Raw genomic sequence first — 25536 nt, forward strand, 5'->3', positions numbered from 1 at the left:
ATTAAGCTCCTTCCGTTTCGGGTTCGAATTCTGGTTCAAGGTCGGTTTCGACATCCTGAACCTCTTCCGGGCTAATATCGGCACGGAACCTTGCCAGGTACTCACCGAACCCTTCCGGACTCAACCAGAACTGCACCATGTTGGTCACCCCTTTACTGGTCAGGGTAGCACCGGAAAGGCCATCGACTTCATGCTCGCCTTCCCCAGCACCCCGAGCCACTCGAATGGCCGGCATCACACTGTCTTCGTCCGAGAAGATTTCTTTACCTTCCCACTGAGCCTGCCAGCGCGGATTGTTGACTTCAGCACCCAGTCCGGGGGTTTCACTATGTTCATAGTAGGTGATGCCAATAATGGTATTGCCATCGCCTTCCACGGACATATAGCCCCGCATCAGACCCCACAGGCCCTGACCGCGTACCGGCAGAATGATCTGTTGCGGATCGTTCGGATCGCCTACCAAGTAGATCGTCGAGAAGTTTTCCACGCGAGACAGACCTGCAATGTCCCGTTCACCGGACAAGGTACGCCCGGTAGCCGGGTCACGTGCCGCCTGGAAGTGATCGAAAGTGGCTGGATCGAACCGATCAGTGTATTCGCCGGTACGCATGTCAACCACACGCGGCGTAACTTCACTGCTGAAAGCGGCCTCCACATCCGTGCCTGGCTCATAGAGATTCGCCACGCTAAGGATATTGGTCTTGCGATCCAGTTCCTGGTTGAGTTGCTGCAGAGGGCGCAATGCCACCGCAGCCGTCGAGACAATGACCGAACACACGATACACAGTGCGAACGCCACTATCAGGATCTTCTTGATGGAGTTATTGCTCTGTGCCATCAGGCAGTCTCCTCGGCCGGAACGCCGGTGCGTTGAACGCGACGTTTGATGTTGGCCTGAACAAAGAAGTAGTCGATCAGCGGTGCAAACAGGTTAGCAAACAATATCGCCAACATGATGCCTTCCGGGAAGGCCGGGTTGACCACACGAATCAACACCGTCATGACCCCGATTAATATCCCGAAGATCAAGCGACCCTGGTTGGTCATCGATGCAGACACCGGATCCGTTGCCATGAACACCAGAGCGAAAATGAAGCCACCTGTCACCAGATGCCAATACCACGGCATGGAGAACATCGGGTTGGTATCAGAACCGATCAGGTTGAACAGCGCGCTGGTCGCGACCATACCGAGAAACACCCCCAGCATGATTCGCCAGGAGGCGATTCGTGTCCACAACAGCACCACCGCACCAATCAGGATAGCCAAGGTCGAGACTTCGCCCACGGAACCGGGGATGAAGCCCAGGAAGGCGTCCCACCAGGAGAATTGCGAGGTCATGGTCGCCATGCCTTGCTGAAAGGCCATCGACAGTGCCGTTGCTCCAGTATAGCCATCCGCGGCTACCCACACTGCATCACCGGAAATTTGTGCCGGATAAGCAAAGTACAGGAAAGCACGACCGGTCAATGCCGGGTTGAGGAAGTTCTTGCCGGTACCGCCGAAAATTTCCTTGCCGATCACCACGCCGAAGGTGATGCCCAGCGCCACCTGCCACAAAGGAATGGTGGCCGGCAGGATCAAGGCGAACAAGACGGAAGTAACGAAGAAACCTTCATTGACTTCGTGGCCACGCTTGATGGCGAACAATACTTCCCAGAAACCACCCACGACGAACGTCACCAGGTAGATCGGTAGGAAGTAGGTAGCCCCCAGGACGAAGTTGGCCCACCAGTTACTCGGATCATGGCCGCCCGCCAGGGTCATCATGATCGCTTCACGCCAGCCTCCCAGGGAGGCATAACCCGCGTCGATCGCCATGTTGGATTGCCAGCCGGCATTCCACATACCGAAGAACATCGCCGGGAACGTACACAACCAGACAGTGATCATGATCCGCTTGAGATCAATCCCGTCACGCACGTGAGCAGTTGTCTTGGTAACGTTCGGCGGTGAATAGAAGATCGTGTCCACGGCTTCATAAAGCGGATAGTACTTTTCGTACTTACCCCCTTGATGAAAGTGCGGCTCGATGTTGTCGAGTTTTTGTCGAATACTCATCATCAGGCCTCTTTCTCGATCATGGTGAGATTGTCACGCAGGATGGGGCCGTACTCGTATTTACCGGGGCAAACATAAGTACAGAGCGCGAGGTCTTCCTCATCCAACTCCAGACACCCGAGTTGCATGCCAACCTCGATATCGCCCACGATCAGCGTACGCAGTAGCTGTGTCGCCAGAATGTCCAGCGGCATGACCACCTCATACGCGCCGATCGGCACCATGGCACGTTCGGAACCGTTGGTGGAGGTATTCGGTGCGTAATCCTTCAACCCCTTGAACGCCGAGACATAGATGCCCATGATTGAATGGCGCTTGACACCGAGCGACAGCCAGCCCAGAAAGGCTCGCTTGTTGCCCTCCTCGATCAAGCTGATCTGGTTATGGAAACGGCCCAGGTAAGTCAATTTGCCTTCAGCGGCAGCCCCGGAAAATACCGAACCGGAGATCACGCGGGTATCTTCAGGATGAATGACTTCGTCCGCAAGAAGCTCTTCGGTGCTCGCCCCGATACGGGTGCGCAGCAACCGAGGATTTTCGGCTCGTGGGCCACCTACCGCCACGACACGGCTCGTGTCCAGCTTGCCGTCTATGAACAGCTTGCCAAAGGCAATCACGTCCTGATAACCGATATGCCACACTTTTCTGTGCAGAGCGACCGGCGACAAGTAGTGAATATGGGTGCCTACCAGACCCGCGGGGTGCGGCCCCGAGAAAGTTTCCGTTTGTACACCTTTCACCTCGGTGCCGGGAACCCGGGTATCGGGAGACGTACACAGGAAAACTTTTCCTTCGGTGAGCCGGCTGAGTACTTTAAGACCATCTTCAAACGCCTCGGCGTTTTCGTTGATGATCAAGGCCGGGTCGGGGCTCAGCGGGTTCGTATCCATAGCGGTGACGAAGATATCCGCCGGGGCGCTATCAATGGCCGGCGTTCGGGAAAAAGGACGCGTGCGTAGTGCCGTCCACAATCCTGATTCCACCAGTTGATCCACGACTGTCTGTCGCTCAAGACCCTCTAATGCGTTGCGTCCGTGTGTAGTGAAAGTGACGGCCTCTTCACTTTCATCCACCTTGATGACCACGGATAGCAATTTACGTTTTTCGCCACGGTTGATAGCAACGACTTCACCACCGGCCGGTGCGGTAAAACGCACACCTTCGATTTTCTTGTCGGTGAAGAGTAGCTGCCCCAGTTTGACCTTTTCCCCTTCCTGCACTTCCATGGTCGGCCTCATGCCGACATAGTCAGTACCCAGGATTGCCACGTGGCGCACAGGTCGCGCATCTTCGATACGCTGCTCGGGCGCTCCCGTGATGGGGAGATCCAGGCCTTTTTTGACTTCGATCATAGTCTCGCCCAGTTGATGGATCGGATATACGAAGGTGAGAAATTCGAATAAATTCGAATCCTTGGTTTATTTCTAAAGATTGTTACAAGTTCAGCCCGAGCCCCGCTCGAACCACCCCGAAAAATCCACCGTATTATAAAGATAAGCGCGTCCAATGACCACATCCCAAGGGGTCGCCAAAAGTGCTATATCGCGGTGTTCAGCTTTAAAAAAAGCACGCCACCCTCGGGTGGCGTGCTTTTATCTACTGCAACACGACGTTGACAATGAGGGCGAGAACATACTCAGGCCGCAGCTCGTGGCAACTTCAGGAAACTTACATTGGACATCTGCTGAAGGATACGGACCACCTGGCAGCTATAACCGAATTCGTTGTCGTACCACACATAAACGACGGCATGTTTACCATTGGTAATGGTGGCCTTGGCATCGACGATACCCGCATGACGGTTCCCCACGAAATCCGAAGAAACGACTTCTGCGGAATCCACGAAATCAATCTGCTTCTGATAGGCCGAATCAATCGACATGCGGCGCAGGTAGTCGTTGAGCCCTTCGACATCGGTGCCTTTTTCCAAGGTCAGATTGAGTATCGCCATGGAAACGTTGGGGATCGGCACCCGGATGGCATTGCCCGTCAGCTTGCCGGCAAGCTCAGGCAAGGCCTTGGCCGCCGCACTGGCCGCACCGGTTTCGGTCAATACCATGTTAAGCGCCGCACTGCGGCCACGACGATCACCTTTATGATAGTTATCTATCAGGTTCTGGTCGTTGGTATAAGCATGAACGGTTTCCACGTGCCCTGTAACCACGCCATATTCGTCGTTCAATACTTTCAGTACCGGCACGATGGCATTGGTGGTACAAGAAGCCGCTGACAGGATGCGATCGTCTTCGCTGATATCACCGTGATTGATGCCGAACACGATATTCTTGATATCGCCCTTGCCTGGCGCTGTCAGCAACGCCTTGGAAACACCTTTGCATTCAAGGTGCTGCCCCAGGCCCGCTTCATCACGCCACATACCGGTATTATCTACCACCACGGCGTTGTCGATACCGTAATCGGTGTAATCGATCTCACTGGGAGAATTGGCATAAATCACCTGGATCACATTACCGTTGACCGTGAGCGTGCGAGTCTCGGCATCCATGCTGATGGTACCGTTAAAGGCTCCATGCACGGAATCACGGCGCAACAGGCTTGCGCGTTTTTCCAGGTCTTTTGCCACATCGCCTCGGCCACGCACCACGATGGCACGCAAACGCAGCAGGTTACCGCCCCCAGCCTTATCCACCATGATGCGTGCCAACAAACGGCCGATACGCCCAAAACCGTAAAGCACCACGTCTTTCGGCTCGCCGGTGCTGGCACCCGGGCGGTAGCCATCGATGATCTCGTGAAGTTCCTTGCGCAAGAAGGCTTCTACATCACCGCCGCCCTGGTTCTTGAAGGCGACCCCAAGCTTGCCGACATCGACATGTGCCGGGCCGAGGTCAAGCTCGCTCATTGCCTTGATGATCGGATAGGTATCCTGAACGGAAAGCTCGGTACCTTCCACTTTACGCACGAAGCGATGATTCTTGAGAATACGAATGACCGACCGATTGATCAGCGAACGCCCAAATATGGTGGCGACGATATTATTCTGGCGATATAGTCGACCCAACAGGGGAATCATCTGTTCAGCCAGTGCTTCGTTGCTTTGCCATTCCTGAAAAACGTTGTCGAGAGTTTGCTGACTCACGTGCGGCCTCTTTGTTCAATGAAGAGATAAGTAACGTAGTTAGTGGCTATTATCCCGGCCAGACGCCCAAGCCGCAATCGCTTGATAGTCGCAGCCCATGTAGGGGGATTACATAAATGTTTTTTTCGGCACTCGGATTCCTCTTGTAGCCTAGCTTTATTTTTCCACTATCTACCGCTTTTCTTCTTTTTGGTCGCTCGGCTCCTACCGCGCGGCATTACATACGGCTCATGCTCGCTCTGCCGTAAAAGCCTTCATCGTGTATCATCACCTCTCCGTTTCAGCGCAAGCCGATACTGCCATCATGACGACATTCTCTTTGCTCCAACCGCCTGAACCCCAAGGCACCCGTGACACCTTGTATTGGCAGGCCCCTCCAGGCAGTGCCACCGCGCTGGGCTTGGCCCGTGCGGCGCAGTCCGGGCCGTTACTGGTGATCACGCCAGACACCGCCAGCACTCAGCGGCTTGGGCAAGACCTGGCATTTTACAGTCAGGTCCCGGTGCTGCCTTTTCCTGATTGGGAAATTCTGCCCTATGACAGCTTTTCGCCCCATCAGGACATCATTTCGGCACGCCTGAGGACCTTGCGCCAGCTCCAGGATGGCGTGCGCGGCATTGTACTGGTACCTATCAATACCCTGATGCAGCGTCTGCCGCCGGTCGACTATATCGCCGGACGCGTCATGCAACTCGAGGTAGGCACCGAGCTCAACCGTGAGCACTTTCGCGAATCCCTTTCCCGCGCCGGTTATCGTGCGGTGGAAACCGTCTATGAGCCCGGCGAATATGCCCTGCGCGGCGCATTGATAGATCTCTACCCCATGGGCAGCGAGCAGCCGATTCGTATTGATCTATTCGATGATGAAATCGATACCCTGCGTTATTTCGATCCCGGCACACAACGCTCCACCGACAAGATCGAGCGTCTTGAGTTGTTGCCTGCTCAGGAATATTCGCTTTCCCGCAGTGCCATTGCCTGTTTTCGGGAAAACTTTGAAACGCTGTTCGATGTCGACCCTCGCCAATGTCCATTATATAATGACGCTCGCAAAGGCATTCCCTCTCCCGGTCTCGAACATTATTTACCCCTGTTTTTCGAGCAGACAGCCTCGCTGTTCGAACATCTCACCCCGGGCACTCGCGTTGCCTTGCTGCCCGGCGTGTTCGAGGCTGCCGAACATCACTGGTTATCGATCGAAAACCGCTATGCCAATCTGGGTGTCGATCCCACCCGCCCCTTATTGCCGCCACATCGTGCGTTTTTGCCGGTCAGTGATGTTTTTGCCGAAATCAAGCAGCACCCTCGTATCGAGCTGACCCAGGATACCCAAAACCGCCATGCCCGGATCCCTGCAGCAAAAATACCCCCGCAAGTTGCTATCAACGCTCGTGCCAAGGCACCTCTTGCCGCATTACAAGGTTTTCTCGAAGAACACCCCAGGACACGCGCCCTATTTGTCGCAGAGTCTCGTGGCCGTCGAGAAGCACTGGAAGAAACCTTGGCGCCGCTGCATTTAAAGCTACCTCACGTCGAATCGTTCGCTCAGTTTCTGGAAAGCGAAAGCCCTCTCGCGATCACTGAAGGTCAGATCGATAGCGGATTATGGCTTGAGTCGCCCGATATAGCCGTTATCAGCGAAACCGAACTGTTTGGTGACGTGGTACGCCAGAGCCGTCGGCGAGAAAAAACCACCGATGACAATGCCTTTGCCGTGCGCCATCTTTCAGAGCTTCGCCCTGGCGCGCCGGTGGTACATCAAGCTCACGGTGTGGGGCGTTATTTAGGGCTGGAAACGCTGGAAACCGGGGGTCAGGCGGCCGAGTTCCTTGCTCTGGAATATGCCGACGCAGCCAAACTTTATGTACCGGTCGACAGCCTTCATCTGATTTCGCGCTACGCGGGAGCCGACGATGAGTCGGCGCCACTCCACAAACTCGGCTCGGAACAATGGGAAAAGGCGCGCAAGAAAGCGGCTGAAAAAATCCGTGATACTGCTGCTGAACTGCTGGATGTTTACGCCCGTCGCGAAGCACAGCAAGGTGTCGTTTACGAAGCCCCTGGAGAGGAATACGTCCGCTTTGCTGCCAGCTTTCCTTTCGAGGAAACACCCGATCAACATGCCGCTATCGAAGCTGTCATCCAGGACATGACCTCACCACAACCCATGGATCGCGTGGTGTGTGGTGATGTCGGCTTCGGCAAGACCGAAGTCGCCATGCGTGCCGCCTTTCTCGCGGTACAGTCGGGTCGTCAAGTGGTGGTGTTGGTGCCCACCACCCTGCTGGCGCGCCAGCATTTCGAGAATTTCCGCGATCGCTTTGCCGATACCGCTGTCAATCTTGAGCTGATTTCGCGCTTCACCGGCGGCAAGGACATGAACAAGGCCCTTGAACGGATCAAGAATGGGCAAACCGATATTGTGATTGGCACTCATAAACTGCTCTCCAAGAGTGTCGAGTTACCCAAGATGGGACTGCTGATCATTGACGAAGAGCACCGCTTCGGGGTGACACAGAAGGAAAAGCTGAAAACCCTGCGCGCTGAAGTGGATATTCTCACCCTGACGGCCACCCCGATCCCCCGCACCTTGAACATGGCCATGAGCGGCATTCGCGATCTTTCCATCATTGCCACCCCCCCCGCCCGACGCCTTTCCGTCAAGACGTTTGTCCAGCAACGTGATGACGCCGTGATCAAGGAAGCGCTACTGCGTGAGTTGCTGCGTGGCGGGCAGGTTTACTTTCTGCATAATGAAGTCAAGACGATTGAAAACGCTGCCGAGAAAGTTCGTGACCTGGTGCCAGATGCGCGCGTTGCGGTGGCTCACGGCCAGCTGCCCGAGCGCAGCCTGGAACGCGTCATGTCGGACTTTTATCATCGCCGCTTTAACGTCCTGGTATGTTCGACCATTATCGAAACCGGTATCGATGTACCCACGGCCAATACCATCCTGATCGAACGGGCCGATAAATTCGGCTTGGCCCAGCTTCATCAGCTACGCGGCCGGGTCGGGCGCAGCCACCATCAAGCCTACGCCTACCTCCTTACCCCGCCCCCCAAGGCCATGACGCGCGATGCCATCAAGCGGCTGGAAGCCATCAGCGCCTCGGATGACCTCGGCGCCGGCTTCACGCTTGCCAGCCACGACATGGAAATCCGCGGTGCCGGAGAACTGCTGGGCGATGAGCAAAGCGGGCAGATGGAAACCATCGGCTACACGCTTTACATGGAAATGCTGGATCGAGCGGTGAAAGCGATCCGGGCCGGGAAGACTCCCAACATCGATGCGCCCTTCAGCGCCGGGGTGGAAATCAGCCTCAACTTACCCGCCCTGATTCCCGACGACTATATTCATGACGTTCAGCAACGGCTGGTGATGTACAAGCGTATCGCCAGTAGTGATAACGATGCTCAACTCAGGGAACTTCAGGTCGAGCTAATCGACCGTTTCGGCCTGTTGCCTACACCTGTCAAAACCCTGATGCGCCAAACCCGGCTGCGCCACAAGGCCGAGCAACTGGGGGTTTCTCGCCTGGAAGCAGGCGAAACGCGGGGACGGGTTATTTTCGAGCATCACACCCAGGTGGACCCTTTGACCCTGGTCAACCTGATCCAGAAAGCGCCTCAGCATTACCGGCTAGACGGTGCCGATACCTTACGCTTTGAAATTCCCATGCAAACCGCCGAGGCGCGCTTTACCGCCGTGGAACAATTACTCGACCGACTGAATCAAAAAGTAGCAGCAGCCTGACCCCTCGGGCAAACTTGTCACATACAGTGGTGGTCAGAGCGCTGTAGACGCTAGACCACCTCATAAGGCCCGCAAGGGCATTCATCCAATACACGCAAGGAGGAACGGGAAGCATGGCCGTGGCGCGCTGACGCATGCCGCGCCATCTCTCCCCTCGGCGAAGCCGAGGGTATCCCGCGCAAATCAATGAAGACACCTTATATCCTCACTCACTGGGGCTATACCAGCCTTGCCGTAATGCTTGTCGCCAGCCTGGCACAGCCGGTTAGCGCACAAACGCCCAGTGAAAAAAGCGAAGTTACTGATACGCCCGCCATCACCCAAGAGGCTCAGCAAAGCGCTCTGGAAGCAGTCTCGCCCGATGAGTTGCCGCGTGGTCACTTCAAATTACCGGAAAACGGCGATGTCATTGGTGAACGCTATACTATCACCGTGAAAGACCCGGAAGAGACGTTGATCGATATCGCCAGACGCCACAACATCGGTTATGAAGAGATGCGCATGGCCAATCCGGATGTGAGTCTCTGGGTTCCGGGGCTGGGCACCGAGGTGGTCATTCCTGCGCAATATATCCTGCCTCCCGCCCCGCGCGAGGGTGTCGTCATTAATTTGTCGGAATTACGCCTTTATTATTATCCGGCCGATAATCCTGACATCGTGGAAAGCTATCCAGTCAGCGTCGGTCGCGATGAATTCGCCACCCCCGTAGGCCTGACCAAGACCACCATCAAAGTCAAGGATCCCGCCTGGTCGCCACCTTCCTCCATGCGTCGTGAGGCTGCTGAACGAGGTGAACCGGCTCCGTCTATCGTCCCTGCAGGTCCAGACAACCCATTGGGGCGTCATGCGATACTGCTGGATATGCCCAGCTACCTGATTCATGGCACCAACCGACCCGATGGAGTAGGCATGCGTGTCAGCCGTGGCTGTATTCGCATGTATCCAGAAGATATCGAGTCACTTTATGAACGTCTGCCCAGTGGTACAAAAGTCAATCTGATCGACGCCCCTTTCAAGGCTGGCTGGTCGGCGGACGGTAATCTCTATGGCCAATCCTTCCCCCAGTTGGAAGAGAACATAGGCAACTTCGAACCCTTGATCGAAGCACTGGACATGATCGCTCAGCTCACCGAAGAGGCCCAGGTCAGCGTGGATTACGCCAAGGTGCGCAAGGCCATCGAAAATCCCGGTGGTGATCTCGTGCCTTTACTCGTATCCCAAGAGCCTGCCAAGCCCACCGCGCCTATTTTTGACGCGGATAGCCTGTTTTCCGATCTGGAACTCAGTACCTTGCAACAAACCGACAACGAAGCTGCAACAGAAGAAGAGTGAAAGCATAAAAAAACCCCGCCTCGGCGGGGTTTTTTTATTTTTCAGCAACGACCGCCTTTCCTGTGAAGGAAAGACGGCGCCAAGCAGAATTACTTCTGCATGGAACGCTGGAACATGCGGTTCATTTCTTCACGGTTCTGCTCAGACATCTGCAGGGCAGATTGTGCGTCACGCTGCGCCTGATTTGCAGTGTTCATTGCCTGAGAAGCCATGCTACGTGCTTCAGCAGCATCTGCCTGCGCAGATTCTGCAGTCATGCGAACTTCTTCCAGCGCGCTGGTAGAAGCACAACCGGCCAGGATTGCCAGTGAAGCGGCAGCGGCAGTCATCTTCAGAGTCGTCTTCAAAGTCATAGTGTTCTCCTTGATATTCCTTGGTACTACGAAAAATGGTACGGCAAGAAAAGATTAAAGTTATAACCTCATCTTGTCTACCTGCGTTGCAGGTTCATTTGCAGCGACCTGTGCTGCGAAGCAGCATGAGCCAAACACTGTTTTATTATAGACCACAGCGCTTGTCCATACTTATGTTCAAAGCTGAACATCCTTTCTGGTCACCAGCTTAGCGGATCACGACGCGAGTGCCAACGTCTACCCATTCCGTAAGCCGTTCAATTTGGGAATTGGTCAACGCCACGCATCCTTGGGTCCAGTGAAAACGCTCATGGATATCGGGGTCCGCCTTTCCAAGGCCATGGATCCCAATCGCCCCTCCTAATACCGTATCTTGAGGAGGAGATCTATGGCGCCGATAAAAATCAAAGTATTGGTCATAATCTTGCTGGGTATAAAGCCCTGTCTGTAGCGCCATTTGGGCATGTGTGGGCGTAGGATAATCAATACCAATAAAAATATGCCATTGGCTAGCATGGTTGAAGCGATCGACTCGGAACTCACCCATAGGGGTCGCATTGTCACCGCGCATTCGTTGAGTCTTGGCCCCACCTCGTCCCAAGGATATCGGAGCGAAGCGCTCCATCAGGGCGTTGCCTCGGTAGATACTCAGGGCGGCTTCTTTATCATCGACCAATACCCAGAGCTCATCGGTATGACGTGGCACAGGCGCTCGCATCAGTAACGTTTCGATTAAATCCGGAGCGCCATTGCCTGAAAAGTTTCTTGATGAAAAACCATCCGTGATGGAAGCCTGTGCCGCGAAGGGCAATCCCAAGGTCAAGCCAATGAAATGGCGACGGGTAAAAAGTTTCATGAGAGCTCTCAAGCATCATTCGGCGCCGGGCCGAGCATTCATTTCGGTCGGCTGTTATACCTTATTGGCGCCGCCTCTGTCAGCCATCATTTCATGGCGTTTATGTATCCTTGCGCTCGACGGTAAAAGGATTCATCAGCAAGTCCTTCTTTCCCATAAGATGCACTACCGTTCTGTCAAAGGGGAAAGTATCGATGTATTGATGGTTAAGCGTCGGCTTGTGAAGATGCACCAGCGCCGCCGCGAGCCTTTCCCTGTGGGCATGTCCGCATAACCCGACACTAAACCAGAGCGCCTGGCCTTCTTCCAATTCGGCATGCCAGCGATCCTTGTCCTCATGATGCAGAAGGCAAGAGCGAACATCACGCCCTTCACCCACATACAACAATTTCTGAGGCTTCATTTCACCACTCTCCTGGTCTGGCCCGGCCTTGAAGATGCAATAGACACCAGAATCATCCGGTACTTCCCGCAAGTCATCTTCGGTAAAATATCCCAACATCTCTGGAGATAGCAGCATGTCTGACATAGAACCTCCTTGATATAGCGCAAATCAAATGTCTTCAAGTTCCTCAAGGCTCGTCACGATACGCCGCATTTCGGCTTCGTGCCCTTCCGCCAAGGAATTGAAAAATTCTTTTTCCGGATTGACGTTCGCCCGCGAAGCACGGTGCTGATAAAGATCCTGCAAGGTACTGTGTTCTGTCACTGCCGTTTCCATAATCGCATCGATGCTGTCGTAATTCGCCGTTTCGGCGATGCGTTCGAGTTTCGGCGGATGAGGAAAGTCCCCTACCTCATCGAACCAGGTTTCCAGTACTTCGGTGTGATCGGTACCATCATGAAAAATATCCTCCAACCCCGTCTGCATGCGAAGCTCACGGTTGGCGAGATAATTCAGCGCCATTTTCACCCTTTCACTAGAAGCCTCCTCCGCCGCGTCGCCGTACTGTTTGGCCATGCGAGCATGATAGCTCATCGCCCATCTCACCAAGTCCTTGACTTGATTGTAGCGCTTTGTTTTTTCCTTACGCATTGTTCGCTCCTTACACTGAACGCGTCAGAGGTAACTGAAACAACAGAGGTTTTTATATAACATAGTAAAAACCTTAGATAATTACCATACGCTTTTTCGCCGTTGGGTTCGAACCCAGACAGCTTAGACCATACGGTAGATAGCCAAGGTATACACAGAAAGACTTCAAGAAGAAACGGGATGGCAGGCTGACACCTCACACAGGGGCCGCCTAAATATCGATTTAGGAAAAATGACTTAAAAAAGTTACCACTCCTGGCTGGTCTCTCTCAAGGCGGCTATTTCACACTTGGCTTGTGCCAGACAGTCGCTTAATGCCTTCCCCAGATCATGATTACCGCCCACTGCTATCATGCCTGGATTTTGCGTAGGACGCCGTGCAGCGCCTTCTTCGGCGTGGAGCTGCTCAAGGCGCCGAGTCAACCATGCCAACCAGCTTTCAGGCTGCGCCATGAGATCCCGTAACCGGCCAAGCTCGGCCACTGCCGGGCCTTGAGGCACCAGCAATTCACGCCACGCATGGGTGGGCAAGCGAGCATGCTTGGTTATCTCACGCAAAAACGATTCCAACCATAACTCTGAGAGGGCCAATGCGCCCTCTTCCAAAGCCATGCGCCGCACCGGCGCCTGGTCGCCTTCGCCTGAGGACATCGCCAGCAACAGCTCAGCCTGATAGAGCAATTGATTGGTGCGTCCACTCGGTGTCATTTTCGCTTGTCCTCCACTTCCCATTTGCCATTTTCAAAGGTGGCTTTCCAGCCAGTGGCTTTACCCTCTTCTTCGGTCATTACATATTGCGACTTGCTCTTGCGCGAGAAACGAATTTGCGCGGGTCGCCCCTCGGGATCTTCACTGGGAGCCTTGAGCAGGAAATGGTATTTCTCGGGAAGCTCATCAGCATGTGCCTTGAGCTCCTTGACCAACGGCGGGCGTGTCTCGCGATTCTTGGGAAACTTGCTTGCCGCCAGGAACAAGCCACTGGCACCGTCGCGCAAGACATAATGATCTTCGACTTTCCGGCAAGCCAATTCCGGCATGGGAATCGGATCCATCTTGGGCGGAGCGGCTTCACCACTTTTCAGCAGTTTGCGCGTGTTCTTGCATTCAGTGTTGGTACATCCGAAATATTTGCCGAAACGTCCAGATTTTAGCTGCATTTCGCTGCCACACTTGTCGCATTCGATCACTGGGCCTTCATAGCCCTTGATCTTGAACTTGCCCTCTTCGACGGCATAGCCATCACAGTCCGGGCTATTACCACAGATATGCAGCTTGCGCGTTTCGTCGATCAGATAATTGTCCATCGCGGTACCGCATTTCGGGCAACGCCGTTTGGCCCGCAGAGCTTCAGCCTCGGCTTCTTCTCCGGCATCCGCTGCCACCGCCTCTTCTCCCGGAATCAGATCGATGGTGGTCTTGCAACGCTCCTTGGGCGGCAGGTTGTAACCACTGCAACCCAGAAATACACCGGTTGAGGCGGTACGAATCTGCATCTTGCGTCCACAGCTGGGACAATCGATATCGGTGGGTACCGGCTGATTGGGGCGCATGCCATCTTCGCTTTGCGCCTGTGCCAGTTCTTCACGGAACTCGGCATAGAAGGCATTCAGCAACGCCTGCCAGTTGCGCTGTCCTTCGGCGACCTCATCCAATCCATCTTCCATGCGTGCAGTGAAAGAATAATCCATCAGATCAGGGAAGGATTCCTTCAACCGTTCGGTGACGATATCGCCCAGTTTTTCGGCATAGAAGCGGCGGTTTTCCAGCTTGACATAGCCGCGGTCCTGAATCGTAGAGATGATCGAAGCATAGGTGGAAGGCCTGCCAATTCCCTGCTTCTCCAGCTCCTTGACCAGGCTGGCTTCAGTGTAACGCGGCGAGGGCTTGGTGAAATGCTGTTGAGGTTCAAGCGTTTCAAGGCGCATTGGCGTGCCTACGGCAAGATCCGGCAATACTTGATCTTCGTTCTTGCCGCCGGGCTTCATCACTCGGGTATAACCATCGAACTTGAGCACGCGCCCCTTGGCTTTTAGCTCATATCCTCCGACCTCTACGGCCAGGTTACTTGAGAGATATTCCGCCTGGGTCATCTGGCAGGCCACGAACTGGCGCCATATCAACTCATATAACCGCTCGGCATCGCGTTCCATGCCGCTGAGATCAGTCGCCTTGTGCGTTACATCCGAAGGACGAATCGCCTCGTGAGCTTCCTGTGCGCCCTCCTTGCTGGAATAGCGATTCGGTGATTCCGGCAGGTAACGCTCTCCATACTGCGCATGGATATAGTCACGGGCACTTTCCACGGCATCCTTGGACAAGTTTGTCGAGTCGGTACGCATGTAGGTAATGAAGCCCGCCTCGTACAAGCGCTGGGCCATGGTCATGGTCTTCTTGACCGAGAAACCCAACCGAGCACTCGCCGCTTGTTGCAAGGTGGAGGTAATAAAGGGGGCATTAGGTTTCGAGCGGGTCGGCTTATCCTCCCTCGCTGTAATCGCAAGGCTAGCTTCCCGAAGCCCGGCAATACGCTCCAGCGTTTCGGTTTCCGAGGTGGGGCGGAACGGTTTGCCATCTTGCCGCACCAGCGCAAAACGTACGATTTCGCCTTCGCTTGTGATCAGGTCAGTATGAACATCCCAGAACTCTTCGGGAATAAAGGCGCGGATTTCACGTTCCCGTTCGACAATCAAGCGTACCGCCACCGACTGCACCCGTCCGGCGGAAAGGCCCCGAGCGATCTTGGCCCACAGCAACGGCGAGAGCATAAAGCCGACCACACGGTCCAGGAATCGCCGAGCCTGCTGAGCTTCGACTCTTGGGATATTGAGACTTCCGGGAGCTTCAAAAGCTTCCTGGATGGCATTCTTGGTAATCTCGTTGAATACCACGCGCTTGTAGCGCGTCTCGTCCCCGCCAATGGTTTCGCGAAGGTGCCACGCAATGGCTTCCCCTTCACGATCCAAGTCGGTTGCGAGATAGACCGCATCGGCCTTGGCTGCCAGTTTCTGAAGTTCCGCGACCACTTTTTCCTTGCCGGGAAGGATCTCGTAATGCGCCTCCCAGCCATTATCCGGGTCAATTCCCATGCGCCGGATCAGTTGGTCGTGGGCCTTGTGCTTCTTGTATTCCGCTTTATCTTCCGCAGACATCTTGCGAGTCAACGCGGCTTGACGAGCGCGCTCCTTGGGGTCGGAGGCAGCCTTGCCCGAGCCGCTGGTCGGCAGGTCACGGATATGACCTACGCTCGACTTCACGATGAAATCGTTGCCGAGATATTTATTGATCGTCTTGGCCTTGGCCGGCGACTCGACGATGACCAGTGACTTGCCCATAGTGCTCCACTTTCCTGATGCGCCGACCAAAAGCCCGCGCCTTGAATTCTGTGCCGCAGACCTCGCGGGTGAAAAATGCGACTACCCTAACCCACGCCACCGCTAAGCGCCAGTCGCACTATCAGCGTGACTTGCCTAGACACTAGCCCGCCACACTAGCAACGACAACCCCCATGAAAAAACGCCCCCACCAAAGGTGAGGGCGTTGATTGCCGCTTAAACAGATTTTTAACGCTTGCGATGTGTCCGCTTACGTGCAGGGGAATTCGACGTTGTTGCCGGCTTATTGGAAGCAGGCTTTTCCGCTTGGGCCGGCGTCTCGGACGTCGATTCAGCCGCAGGCTTAGGCTGATTAACAGGTTCGGGCGGCGCTTCTTTCTTAGCTGCCGGCTCCTGCTTGGCTTGCCGGGTCGGAGCAGGTTTTTCCGGTTCCGGCTCGGGTCGCGCCTGATCGAAAAACGCCTTTATTTGCTCAAAGCGCTTGGCACCTTGCTCCGAGAGTTCACCACTGGCTGCAAACACATGCTCAAGATGCGTGATATGCGCATCGATCTGTTGATTGCTTTGGCCTTCCAGCAGTGCTGGCAAGGTTTCCAATGCCTGCTCACGGTCCAGTTTGAGAATAAAGAACTGGTCACGCACCAGTTTTTTGAACGAGGCCAAATCACTATCCGGCTCAAGTTCAACATGAGAAGCACGCAGGCGCTTGAAATTACGCTCATCGGTGGCCGGAGCCCCACCCAGCACATAAATCACGGACCGCATCACCGCTTCATGAGCACCGCCGGTGGCAATCCTGGCACACAATTCTTCTCGGCGCTGTTCAATGAAACGAAGATGCTCCGGCTCTGCTCCCGGACGGCGACGGACAGCCCCTTCAGAACCATGCAGGCCGACCAGAGCTTGTAGTAATGGCTGGCCATAGATAGTCAGGAACATCTTCTCGACGCTGCTGTCACGCAAATCGCGGAAGGCATTCAGCGACCCGGCAATCTGGTCCGAGACGATGGATTCCATGGCCTTGAACGGATTGTCTTCATCAACCGGATGCCGGTCTTCGCGTATACGCTCGGCCATTATCGGCAGCGGTACTGCCATGGGGTTTCGATCGGAAAGCATCTTGTAGCCTAACCGAACTGGATGCATGCGACGGTTCCAGCGTGCTGTTTCGGGGGTGGTGACAGCTTGTACGATCGGCTGCAAGAACTTGCGATAAAGCCCCAGGTTAATTTCAGAGACACGCGCTACCGTGGCAAAGCGACGCTCATCCTCAGGCATGTGCTTGACCTCACGATCCAGCTCCTCGAAATTACGCTGAGTAAATTCGAGCAGATATTCGCGCTCCATGAGTTCTACATCATCGCGTTCGGAGGCATGACTTACCGTGGTCTCATAAAGCCCCGGCGGCATGACGTCAATATAGTCCATATTAGCGGTGAATTCGGAGTGCTCCTTGCGCGAGATACTTCCCGACACGAAGATACCCAAATGACCGGTCGTATCGTGGACGCAATAGACGATGGTTTGCTCGTTGGCAATGAGGTCTTCTTCGCCTTCATAAAGGTCACGAATCCAACCCAGGGCCTGCGGTGGCGGGGTGATATCATCACCGCGCGAGCAGAACACCACCACCGGGGAACGCAAGTTGCGCAAGTCGATACGGCGCCCGTCGCGCGTCAGCAACTGCGCTGTCGAGAGACGATTACCTATGAAGAGGTTGTCGACGATGTACTGTATTTCCTCGCCGCCAAGCAGTACGTGGCCACCCCACCAGCGCTCGAATTCCAGATAACGCTTGGCTTCGGTGTCAATACTGGAAAACAGGTTGTATTGCTTTTTCCAGTGAGTATTGGCCGGGTTGAGAGCTTCGAAGTTCTTGACCAACCAGGCACCATCGAACTGGCCATTACCCAAGTCGGAGGTCATGGCGGTTATCCAACTGCCCCCGGTGAGCCCGCCGGTATAACGCATCGGTGCCTTGCCGCGCTCGCCGGCCCAATACGATAACGGTGCACCGGCGATCAGAATCGGGCCAAATACACTCGGCTCCAGCGCTGCCGCCATCATGATTTGCCAACCAGCTTGGCAGTTACCCACCACCATGGGCTTTTCGGCAGTTTCTGGATGAAGTTCGATAACGTGGCGTAAAAAAGCGACTTCCGCTTCAACCACATCTTCCACCGTCTGCCCCGGCTCAGGAAATGGCAAGAAGCCGATGAAATAGCAGGGATGCCCGGCACGCAGGGCAACGCCCAACTCGCTATCGGGTTTGAAACCACCGATCCCCGGACCGTGCCCGGCACGCGGGTCAACCACTACAAAGGGGCGCATCTGTAAATCGATTTCAATCCCTTCGGGGGGCAGAACACGCATCAACTCGTAGTTGACCGGGGCCGGCAATGTGCGGCCATCCATCATGACTTCCGTGTCAAAACCCAGCACGCTAGGCTTGGTCTGTTCCATATGTTCCAGATACTGGTTGCCACGTTCACGCATGACATCCAGATACAAAACACTACGTTCGACACTATCACGCCAGTAATCGAAGGCAGCCCGGCCGAAGCCGAACGGGTCGAACAGGGCAGTCAGCTCGGCGCCGGGTGTGAACACCTTTTTCTGTTGAAACAACCCGGAACGGAACATGGGGTTGGCAAGAAAGTTCATAAATTCTCCCGTTGGGTCACTGCAAGGGGTGACTGACCCGAAGCGCACTATGCTGCAACGCAATATATCGTAGGATACTGCGGACGGGGCGTCGATGCACCTTCCCTGTTATTTTTTTCACGCTTTTCTTCGATTTTTTTCAACTTAGTAGGCTACCGCTTACAGCGTATTAGGGTCGGTGAAAAGCGCAGATGTGGGCATTCAGTGTTAACATTTAGCTTATGTTTAACGTACAGGTCTATTGGTCCAGCCCTATCTATATAGATCTATTCGCACTGATCCATATGCACTACTTTGCTGGCCGAGGACGTTCATGTCATCACCCAAGTTGCTAAACCGTCTGACGTTTCGTCAGCTTCAGGTGTTTCAGGCCGTCCATCGTCAACGTTCTTACTCGCGTGCGGCCGAGCAACTCGGGTTAAGCCAGCCAGCCGTCAGCGCCCAGGTTCGCCAGTTAGAGCAGGCACTTGGCCAGCCACTGTTCAAGTATGCAGGAAAGACGCTACATGTACTTCCGGCCGCTGACACCTTGGCAGGCTCCACCCGTGAAATTTTCGGTCAGTTGTCGCGCCTTCAGATGAATCTTTCCGACATGAGCGGCAAGATCACCGGTGAGCTCAACCTAGCTGCTGTCTCATCGGCCCAATATGTGGTGCCCTACCTTCTTGCACGCTTTCGCGCCCACTACCCTGAGGTAAAACTGCGCTTGAAAGTCTGCAATCGTAGCCAAGCGCTAGAGAGACTGGTGGATCAACATGACGATCTGGTGATCATGGCCATGGTTCCGGAAGACGACCAACTGGTGGTCATGCCAATCCTGGACAATGAATTGATTGCCGTTGTGTGGCCCGAACATCCCCTTTTATATGCCCCGGCTCCTCGCTTGATCGATTTTGCCCGGCATTATGTGCTGATGCGCGAACCGGGCTCGGGGGTACGCAATGCCTTCGAACAGATCGCCGCCGCACAAAACGTCACGCTGTCTCATTGCATCGAAATGGGAACCAACGAGGCCATAAAGCAAGGGGTCATGGCGCATCTGGGAGTAGCCGTACTGCCACGTTTGGCGGTACAGCTGGAGCTGGAACAGGGGTTACTTTACGAATTGATATTGCCGGATTTCCCGATTCGCCGCTCATGGTGCATGGTGTATTCCCGTGAACGTTTTCCCACGCCAGTTACCGAAGTTTTTGTACGCTTCGTACGGGAGCACCTAAGCGATTATCAAGCGCATTTTCGTGCCCCCTCGAGCCCCCTTCCCAGCCATGGTGTTGCCTGCCTGCCCATGCTTTCTTCATAACGGCCGATCAGCGAAAAACCATGGCTTTACTGCGTGTCTTGTGTCCACTTAAGTAGTGATTATGATACATTAAGGGTTATTCGTACGTATCAATCTGCAGGCTTTCGAGGTTGTGCAATGCCCTTGTCGAACAAACAGCCAAGCGCAGTTTCGCCCTCTAAATCTTGTCAGCCGCCAAGTAGAGAGGCTCACCTTTTATGAGCGACAGCACTTCACAGCGCGTGCCAAGTGGCGAAAAATTCCACAACGAACACGGCATGACGGTGATCAAGGACGGCATGAAACAGCGCAAGCCGGCTGAACATGAAAAGACACCCGAGCCTGCGGCCCTTGAACGCAAACCCAAATGGTTGCGCGCGCAGATTCCTGCGGGGGAGCGCTTTGAGGCAGTCAAGAAAAATGTCGCCACTCATCGCCTGAGTACCGTTTGTGCAGAATCGCATTGCCCCAACATGGGCGAATGCTGGAGCAATGGTACTGCCACCATCATGCTGATGGGCTCGGTATGCACCCGGGCATGTCGCTTCTGTGCCGTGGATACCGGAAATCCCAAAGGCTGGCTGGACCTTGAGGAGCCGGAAAATACCGCCAAGTCGGTAGAGCTCATGGGGCTGCGTTATATCGTCTTGACCTCGGTCGACCGTGATGACCTTGACGATGGCGGGGCTACCCACTACTCCAACTGTATTCGTGCCATCAAGGCCCTCACTCCCCATGTAGTGGTGGAAGCACTGACGCCTGATTTCGATGGTGAGCATAGCGCCATTGAGCAGGTAGTAGATTCAGGCCTGGAAGTCTTTGCCCAGAACGTGGAAACCGTAGAACGCTTGACACGTCGCGTGCGAGACCCACGCGCCGGCTACCGCAAGACACTTGACGTTCTCGCCCACGCCAAGCGGCATCGCCCCGACATTGTCACCAAGACCAGCCTGATGCTGGGCTTGGGCGAAACCGAAGAGGAAATTCTTCAGACATTTGATGATCTGCGTGACATTGGCGTAGATATCGTCACTCTCGGGCAATACCTACGCCCCACCAAGAATCACTTGGCGGTCGAGCGCTGGGTCACCCCCGAAGAGTTTGAACGCTATCGCCAGTTGGGGCTTGAAAAAGGCTTCATGGAAGTACCTTCAGGCCCGCTGGTACGCTCTAGCTACCGTGCCGACCGGGTATTCGAGAAGAACAATCTGGGGCTGGCATCCGCAGTTGAAATCCCTGGGCAAACAACCGATTCCAACCGAATTCCTGCCAAAAGCCTTGGCTAAGGACAACGACTAGAGCACTAAACAGCCGGCTCTATAAAGGGCGTGTTTTTTTCAATTTGAATGATACGCCCTAGCTCATCGGCCAGACACCGTGCAAGCTGCTCGCCTACCCTATCGATATCCAATGGCTCGTCCGTCATGTCAGCCAGACGAGTCATGCTCATTCCTGCATAACCACACGGATTGATCCGCATAAAGGGCTCAAGGCTCCCATTCACATTGAGGGCCACGCCATGGAAGCTGGCACCCCGACGAATGCGCAATCCCAGTGAGGCGATCTTGGCCTGTTCTTCATGGTCGTGGTTGCCTGCGACATACACACCCGGTGCATCAGGCCGGGCGAGTGCAGAAACACCGTACCCCGCCAATACCGCAATCACGGCATTCTCCAGGGCTGAAACCAACGCTCTTACACCGATACGCGCCCGACGCACATCCAACAAGGGATAAAGTACCACCTGTCCTGGCCCATGATAGGTCACCTGACCTCCCCGGTCGGTCTGCACCACGGGAATATCTCCCGGCATCAACAGGTGCTCCGGCTTGCCTGCCTGGCCTTGCGTGAATACCGGCTCATGTTCGACTAGCCAAAACTGATCCGGCGTCGCCGCATCACGCCTATCGGTCAGTTCGCGCATGGCCTGCCATACCGGCAAATAAGGCTGACGCCCCAAAACGTACATATTGATGGGAGCCGAGCCGAGGTCCTCATCATTCATCACAGCACCATATGCACACGACCAGTGGCCTTCAAATCTAAAAACAACTGTTTCAGCTGCTTTTCTCCAGTAGCACGAATCGTAATACGAACCGATTGAAAACGACCGTTACGGCTATCCACCACCTGCATCTCGGTGGCATCGAATTCCGGCGCATGTTGAATGACTATCTGGCATACCGTAGCGGCAAAGTCATCGGCGGCATTTCCCACCACCTTGATGGGATAATCACAGGGAAAAACGATTTCAGGTTTTTCCGCCGGTGCCGCCGTAGCTGGCTGGCGCAGGTCTCGTAGCCCTTTTTTCATGATAAAGACGCTCCATGAAGAGAGAAATAATCAACGGGCCTGATCTCTCTTACCTCAACAGGCCGAACATGGCATTAATCGAAGAAGCGGCCCAGCAGCCCACTGAAAAAGCGTCTGACTTGATCCAGCAAACGTTTGAAAAGGCCGCCTTCTTCCACATCCTCAAGCGCCACCAATGACCGCTCGCCAATTATCTCATCACCCAGACGAACCTCCAGTGTACCGACGGTATCGCCTAAACCAATCGGAGCATTCAGCTCTGAATCCAAGTTCAAGCGAGCTGTCAGCTCGGCATCGCGATTACGTGGCAAGGTCATGTGAACATCGTCATCCACGCCCACACGCAACTCGTTCACACTGCCACCCCATATCCGGGGGGTAGTCAATACTGCGCCCCGATCATACAACTTGAGCGTTTCGTAATAGCGAAAGCCGTAACTCAAGAGTTTCTGGGTTTCTTGGGCACGCGCTTCTTCGGAGTTAGTTCCCATCACCACGGAAATCAAGCGCATGTCCTCGCGCTTGGCCGAGGCCACCAGGCAGTAACCCGCTTCATTGGTCCAACCGGTTTTCAAGCCGTCTACGCTGGGGTCACGCCACAACAATCGGTTACGGTTAGGTTGGCTGATATCGCTATAGGTGTAGTTACGCTCAGAATACATGGCATAGTGTTCGGGATAGTCATTGATGATGTGCTGTGATAAAAGCGCCATATCACGTGCCGTGGAGTAATGATCTTCTCCAGGAAGACCCGTGGCATTGACGAAATTGGTGTTATGCATGTCCAGACGGGTGGCATGCTGGTTCATCAAGTCGGAAAAAGGCACTTCACCACCGGCCAGGTGTTCGGCCATGGCCACACTGGCGTCGTTTCCCGAGACGATGACAATACCATGCAGCAGATCACGGATAGCCACCTTGTTACCGACTTCGATAAACATCTTCGAGCCACCGGTGCGCCAGGCACGCTCACTGATATTGACCATGTCATCCAGCTTGATAGTGCCACGATCCAGTTCGTGTTCCACCAGATAGGCGGTCATCAGCTTGGTGAGACTGGCGGGAGGCAGGCGTTCATCCGGATTGTGTTGCGCCAAAACTCGACCACTGTTGGCATCCATCAGAATCCACGAACTTGCCGCAAGCTGAGGTGCCGCAGGGATCATGGTCTGGGGCTGAGGAATGACCTGGGCCATGGCATGAGGTGTAACCAATACCAGGCACATTAAGCAGGGTAGCAAGCGCAAACGGAGCATAGACTTCAAGGCATTCATCGACAGGATCTCATTGGCATTTACAGCAAAATTGATTCAGAAAAACGGGTAAAAGTCGGCGATGAGACTTCATCGCTTCTCAAGGTTGTATTCCGGCTATTATTGCACTACAAAAACTTGCGGAAAACCGGCTTGGCGCAGTGCTTCACGTAGCGGCACCATGCTGTTTTCATCATCGACCGGCCCCACCTGTACGCGATGCACGTCGGCATCGCTTGTGATCCGAACCGGATACGAGAGCTCATTTTCCAGGCGCTCTCTGAGTTCACGCGCACTCTCCGGGGAGCCCAATGCCGCAATTTGCAGATACATTTCATCAGTACTTTCTACAGGGCTTTTTTCGATGCCGTTTGCAGCAGCTTTTTCAGTAACTTGCGACGCGGTGCCAGGTTGAGGATTTGCCGGTGCCCTAGCCACTGAATCAGCCTGAGTCGCCGAGACATCAGCGGCGCTACGTCCCCGTTCGGCCAACCAACGCTCAGGGTCGATGGTTTCCACTTCCACGGCACCGGTGCCGGCATCCAGAAAGCCCAGGCGTGCCGCTGCCGCATAGGATAAATCGATTTCTCGGTCACTATGAAACGGTCCCCGATCATTGACACGTACTATCACCGAGCGACCATTGTCCAGACTAGTGACCCGAGCAAAGGTAGGCAAGGGCAAGGAGCGATGGGCTGCCGACATTTTGTACATGTCGTATATTTCACCATTGGAAGTGGCATAACCATGGAATTTTTCGCCGTACCAGGAGGCGGTACCACGCCGCTGGTAGTCGCGAGCATCAGGTAATACCTGGTAGGTCTTGCCCCACACTTCATAGCTTGAACGATTACCTGCCCGAGACGGCGCTTCGATACGCGGCTCAGCATTCGGCACTTGCGAAACATCCGGTGGCGCCATCGGATAGGCGTCCCCACTCATGGCGTAACGCTCCGTGGAAGACGTAGCCGCGTCAGAGCCGGTTTGACGCAGGGAATCGGATGCCTGGCGCTCCGGCTGCTGAACATCTTGGCCGGCACAGCCACTCAACAATCCCAGCACCAGCATACTGGCCAACGCCATTGCTGACGGTCGCCGTTCATGAATACGCCGCTCGCTCATGGTGTTTCCCCACGTTGTTCAGCAATCGCTTCGGACAGTTCGGTCACTGCCATCGCATAGAGGTGGCTGTGATTATAGCGCGTGATGACATAGAAATTGTCATGCGCGAGCCGATAGCGATAGCTCTCATCCGCCATCTCCAATGCCAGCGGAATGACCTTCTGATCGGCTTTCATGATCCTGGGTGCGTCCCCTTGTGCAGCAGCGGGTTCGATACCCGCAGCGCGCAACGCCTCGAGCGTGACGTACGGCCGTGACGTCTGATTGAATTCGATGCCCTCAACCAGGTTTTCGGGGCCATTGGCCTCATGATAAACAGGTGCGCCCGGCTGCCAGCCATGTTCGCTGAAATAGTTGGCGACACTACCGATCGCATCCACCGGGTTACGCCACAGATCGCGCAAGCCGTCGTCATCAAAATCTACCGCATACGCCTGATAACTGGTGGGAATGAACTGCGGGTAGCCCATGGCTCCGGCGTAGGAGCCTTTCAAGCTTTCCGGCGCCACGCCCTGCTCATGAGTGAGCTCCAGAAAGGCACTGAGCTCACCGCGAAAGAAACCACCACGCACAGGGTGATGAAACGCTAGCGTAGCCAGCGAATCCAACACTCGGTGACGCCCGGTATGACGACCATAATAGGTTTCCACCCCGATAATCGCGGCAATTATTTCCGCCGGCACCCCATAGTCGGTTTGCGCTCGGCTCATTGCATCGGTATGGCTATCAATGAAAGCCACCCCGGCATCAATACGCTCAGGGATTAGAAAAATAGCTCGATATTCATGCCAGCCCAGCCGCCTCTCAGCGGCTCCCGCCATGGCATCCAACACACCCTGGGTGAATTCGGCCTTGTTCAGAGTGGCGGTTAGCCATTCTCGCGAAAGACCGCGCTCTGATAATTCCTCGACCAAGTCGGCGGCCTGTGTGTGGACCTCAGGATGAAAGTGTCGCTGTTCCGAAGACGGATTCGCAGCGCTGACGGAGGTAAGCAGAAGCCCCCCCAGCACTATCGAAGCCAAGCCGGCGGTCGCCTTGCGTGCGGCCATAGTCATGTCCTCACCACTCCTGGAATTCGCTG

The 25536-nt window shown here is 54.8% G+C and carries 20 protein-coding genes; 4 read left to right on the forward strand and 16 right to left on the reverse strand.

Annotated features, from left to right (window positions below):
• Position 1: 1 nt before the first annotated feature.
• The 4 genes from GPM19_RS09000 to GPM19_RS09015 form a co-directional block, all read right to left on the reverse strand.
• Positions 2 to 838, reverse strand: coding sequence for a Na(+)-translocating NADH-quinone reductase subunit C (locus GPM19_RS09000; protein ID WP_160418700.1), 837 nt, complete (start codon positions 836 to 838; stop codon positions 2 to 4).
• Positions 838 to 2064 (reverse strand): NADH:ubiquinone reductase (Na(+)-transporting) subunit B, encoded by a 1227-nt coding sequence (locus GPM19_RS09005; RefSeq protein WP_160418701.1) that lies wholly within the window; start codon positions 2062 to 2064, stop codon positions 838 to 840. The genes GPM19_RS09000 and GPM19_RS09005 overlap by 1 nt, the downstream gene beginning before the upstream one ends.
• Positions 2064 to 3413, reverse strand: coding sequence for a Na(+)-translocating NADH-quinone reductase subunit A (locus GPM19_RS09010; RefSeq protein WP_160418702.1), 1350 nt, complete (start codon positions 3411 to 3413; stop codon positions 2064 to 2066). The genes GPM19_RS09005 and GPM19_RS09010 overlap by 1 nt, the downstream gene beginning before the upstream one ends.
• 284 nt (positions 3414 to 3697) lie before the next feature.
• Positions 3698 to 5161: a glyceraldehyde-3-phosphate dehydrogenase gene (locus GPM19_RS09015; protein WP_160418703.1), complete on the reverse strand. Its 1464-nt coding sequence runs from the start codon at positions 5159 to 5161 to the stop codon at positions 3698 to 3700.
• A gap of 304 nt (positions 5162 to 5465) precedes the next feature.
• Here GPM19_RS09015 and mfd point away from each other — a divergent pair, with 304 nt between their 5' ends.
• Both mfd and GPM19_RS09025 read left to right on the forward strand, forming a co-directional pair.
• Positions 5466 to 8915 (forward strand): transcription-repair coupling factor, encoded by a 3450-nt coding sequence (gene mfd / locus GPM19_RS09020; protein ID WP_202114765.1) that lies wholly within the window; start codon positions 5466 to 5468, stop codon positions 8913 to 8915.
• 186 nt (positions 8916 to 9101) lie between these two features.
• Positions 9102 to 10247: a L,D-transpeptidase family protein gene (locus GPM19_RS09025; protein ID WP_160418705.1), complete on the forward strand. Its 1146-nt coding sequence runs from the start codon at positions 9102 to 9104 to the stop codon at positions 10245 to 10247.
• Between the two features lie 89 nt (positions 10248 to 10336).
• On the opposite strand, the gene GPM19_RS09030 is transcribed toward GPM19_RS09025, so the two are convergent.
• From GPM19_RS09030 to GPM19_RS09060, 7 genes are all read right to left on the reverse strand, one after another.
• Positions 10337 to 10600 carry an Lpp/OprI family alanine-zipper lipoprotein gene (locus GPM19_RS09030; protein WP_160418706.1) on the reverse strand — a complete coding sequence of 88 codons (264 nt, stop codon included), beginning with the start codon at positions 10598 to 10600 and terminating at the stop codon, positions 10337 to 10339.
• A gap of 208 nt (positions 10601 to 10808) precedes the next feature.
• Positions 10809 to 11456: a L,D-transpeptidase family protein gene (locus GPM19_RS09035; protein WP_160418707.1), complete on the reverse strand. Its 648-nt coding sequence runs from the start codon at positions 11454 to 11456 to the stop codon at positions 10809 to 10811.
• A 100-nt stretch (positions 11457 to 11556) separates the two neighbouring features.
• A complete protein-coding gene (locus GPM19_RS09040; protein WP_160418708.1) occupies positions 11557 to 11985 on the reverse strand; it encodes a GIY-YIG nuclease family protein in 429 nt (142 codons plus the stop codon).
• Between the two features lie 24 nt (positions 11986 to 12009).
• The gene (locus GPM19_RS09045; RefSeq protein ID WP_160418709.1) at positions 12010 to 12492 is read right to left on the reverse strand and encodes a ferritin family protein; all 483 of its coding nucleotides are present in this window, start codon (positions 12490 to 12492) and stop codon (positions 12010 to 12012) included.
• Between the two features lie 246 nt (positions 12493 to 12738).
• Complete coding sequence (locus GPM19_RS09050; RefSeq protein WP_160418710.1) at positions 12739 to 13200, reverse strand: DUF6586 family protein; 462 nt, start codon at positions 13198 to 13200, stop codon at positions 12739 to 12741.
• Positions 13197 to 15824 (reverse strand): type I DNA topoisomerase, encoded by a 2628-nt coding sequence (topA, locus tag GPM19_RS09055; protein WP_160418711.1) that lies wholly within the window; start codon positions 15822 to 15824, stop codon positions 13197 to 13199. Before topA ends, GPM19_RS09050 begins: the two co-directional genes overlap by 4 nt.
• Before the next feature lie 228 nt (positions 15825 to 16052).
• Positions 16053 to 18488, reverse strand: a complete 2436-nt coding sequence (locus GPM19_RS09060; RefSeq protein ID WP_160418712.1) for a DUF3141 domain-containing protein — start codon at positions 18486 to 18488, stop codon at positions 16053 to 16055.
• Positions 18489 to 18801: 313 nt separating this feature from the next.
• On the opposite strand from GPM19_RS09060, the gene GPM19_RS09065 reads away from it, so the two are divergent.
• Complete coding sequence (locus GPM19_RS09065) at positions 18802 to 19788, forward strand: LysR substrate-binding domain-containing protein (protein ID WP_160418713.1); 987 nt, start codon at positions 18802 to 18804, stop codon at positions 19786 to 19788.
• Between the two features lie 197 nt (positions 19789 to 19985).
• Positions 19986 to 21053: a lipoyl synthase gene (gene lipA / locus GPM19_RS09070; RefSeq protein ID WP_160418714.1), complete on the forward strand. Its 1068-nt coding sequence runs from the start codon at positions 19986 to 19988 to the stop codon at positions 21051 to 21053.
• A 17-nt stretch (positions 21054 to 21070) separates the two neighbouring features.
• On the opposite strand, the gene lipB is transcribed toward lipA, so the two are convergent.
• From lipB to mltB, 5 genes are all read right to left on the reverse strand, one after another.
• Positions 21071 to 21772, reverse strand: a complete 702-nt coding sequence (gene lipB / locus GPM19_RS09075) for a lipoyl(octanoyl) transferase LipB (protein WP_160418715.1) — start codon at positions 21770 to 21772, stop codon at positions 21071 to 21073.
• On the reverse strand, positions 21772 to 22080 hold the full coding sequence (locus tag GPM19_RS09080) for an HP0495 family protein (RefSeq protein WP_160418716.1): 309 nt from the start codon (positions 22078 to 22080) through the stop codon (positions 21772 to 21774). Before GPM19_RS09080 ends, lipB begins: the two co-directional genes overlap by 1 nt.
• A 74-nt stretch (positions 22081 to 22154) precedes the next feature.
• Entirely contained in the window at positions 22155 to 23336 is a 1182-nt protein-coding gene (locus tag GPM19_RS09085) for a D-alanyl-D-alanine carboxypeptidase family protein (RefSeq protein ID WP_371829356.1), read from the reverse strand.
• A gap of 117 nt (positions 23337 to 23453) precedes the next feature.
• The gene (locus GPM19_RS09090) at positions 23454 to 24455 is read right to left on the reverse strand and encodes a septal ring lytic transglycosylase RlpA family protein (RefSeq protein WP_227842294.1); all 1002 of its coding nucleotides are present in this window, start codon (positions 24453 to 24455) and stop codon (positions 23454 to 23456) included.
• Positions 24452 to 25510 carry a lytic murein transglycosylase B gene (mltB, locus tag GPM19_RS09095; RefSeq protein WP_371829354.1) on the reverse strand — a complete coding sequence of 353 codons (1059 nt, stop codon included), beginning with the start codon at positions 25508 to 25510 and terminating at the stop codon, positions 24452 to 24454. Before mltB ends, GPM19_RS09090 begins: the two co-directional genes overlap by 4 nt.
• Positions 25511 to 25536 lie beyond the last annotated feature (26 nt).

This window comes from Vreelandella zhuhanensis, from assembly GCF_009793355.1.
GTDB lineage: Bacteria > Pseudomonadota > Gammaproteobacteria > Pseudomonadales > Halomonadaceae > Vreelandella > Vreelandella zhuhanensis.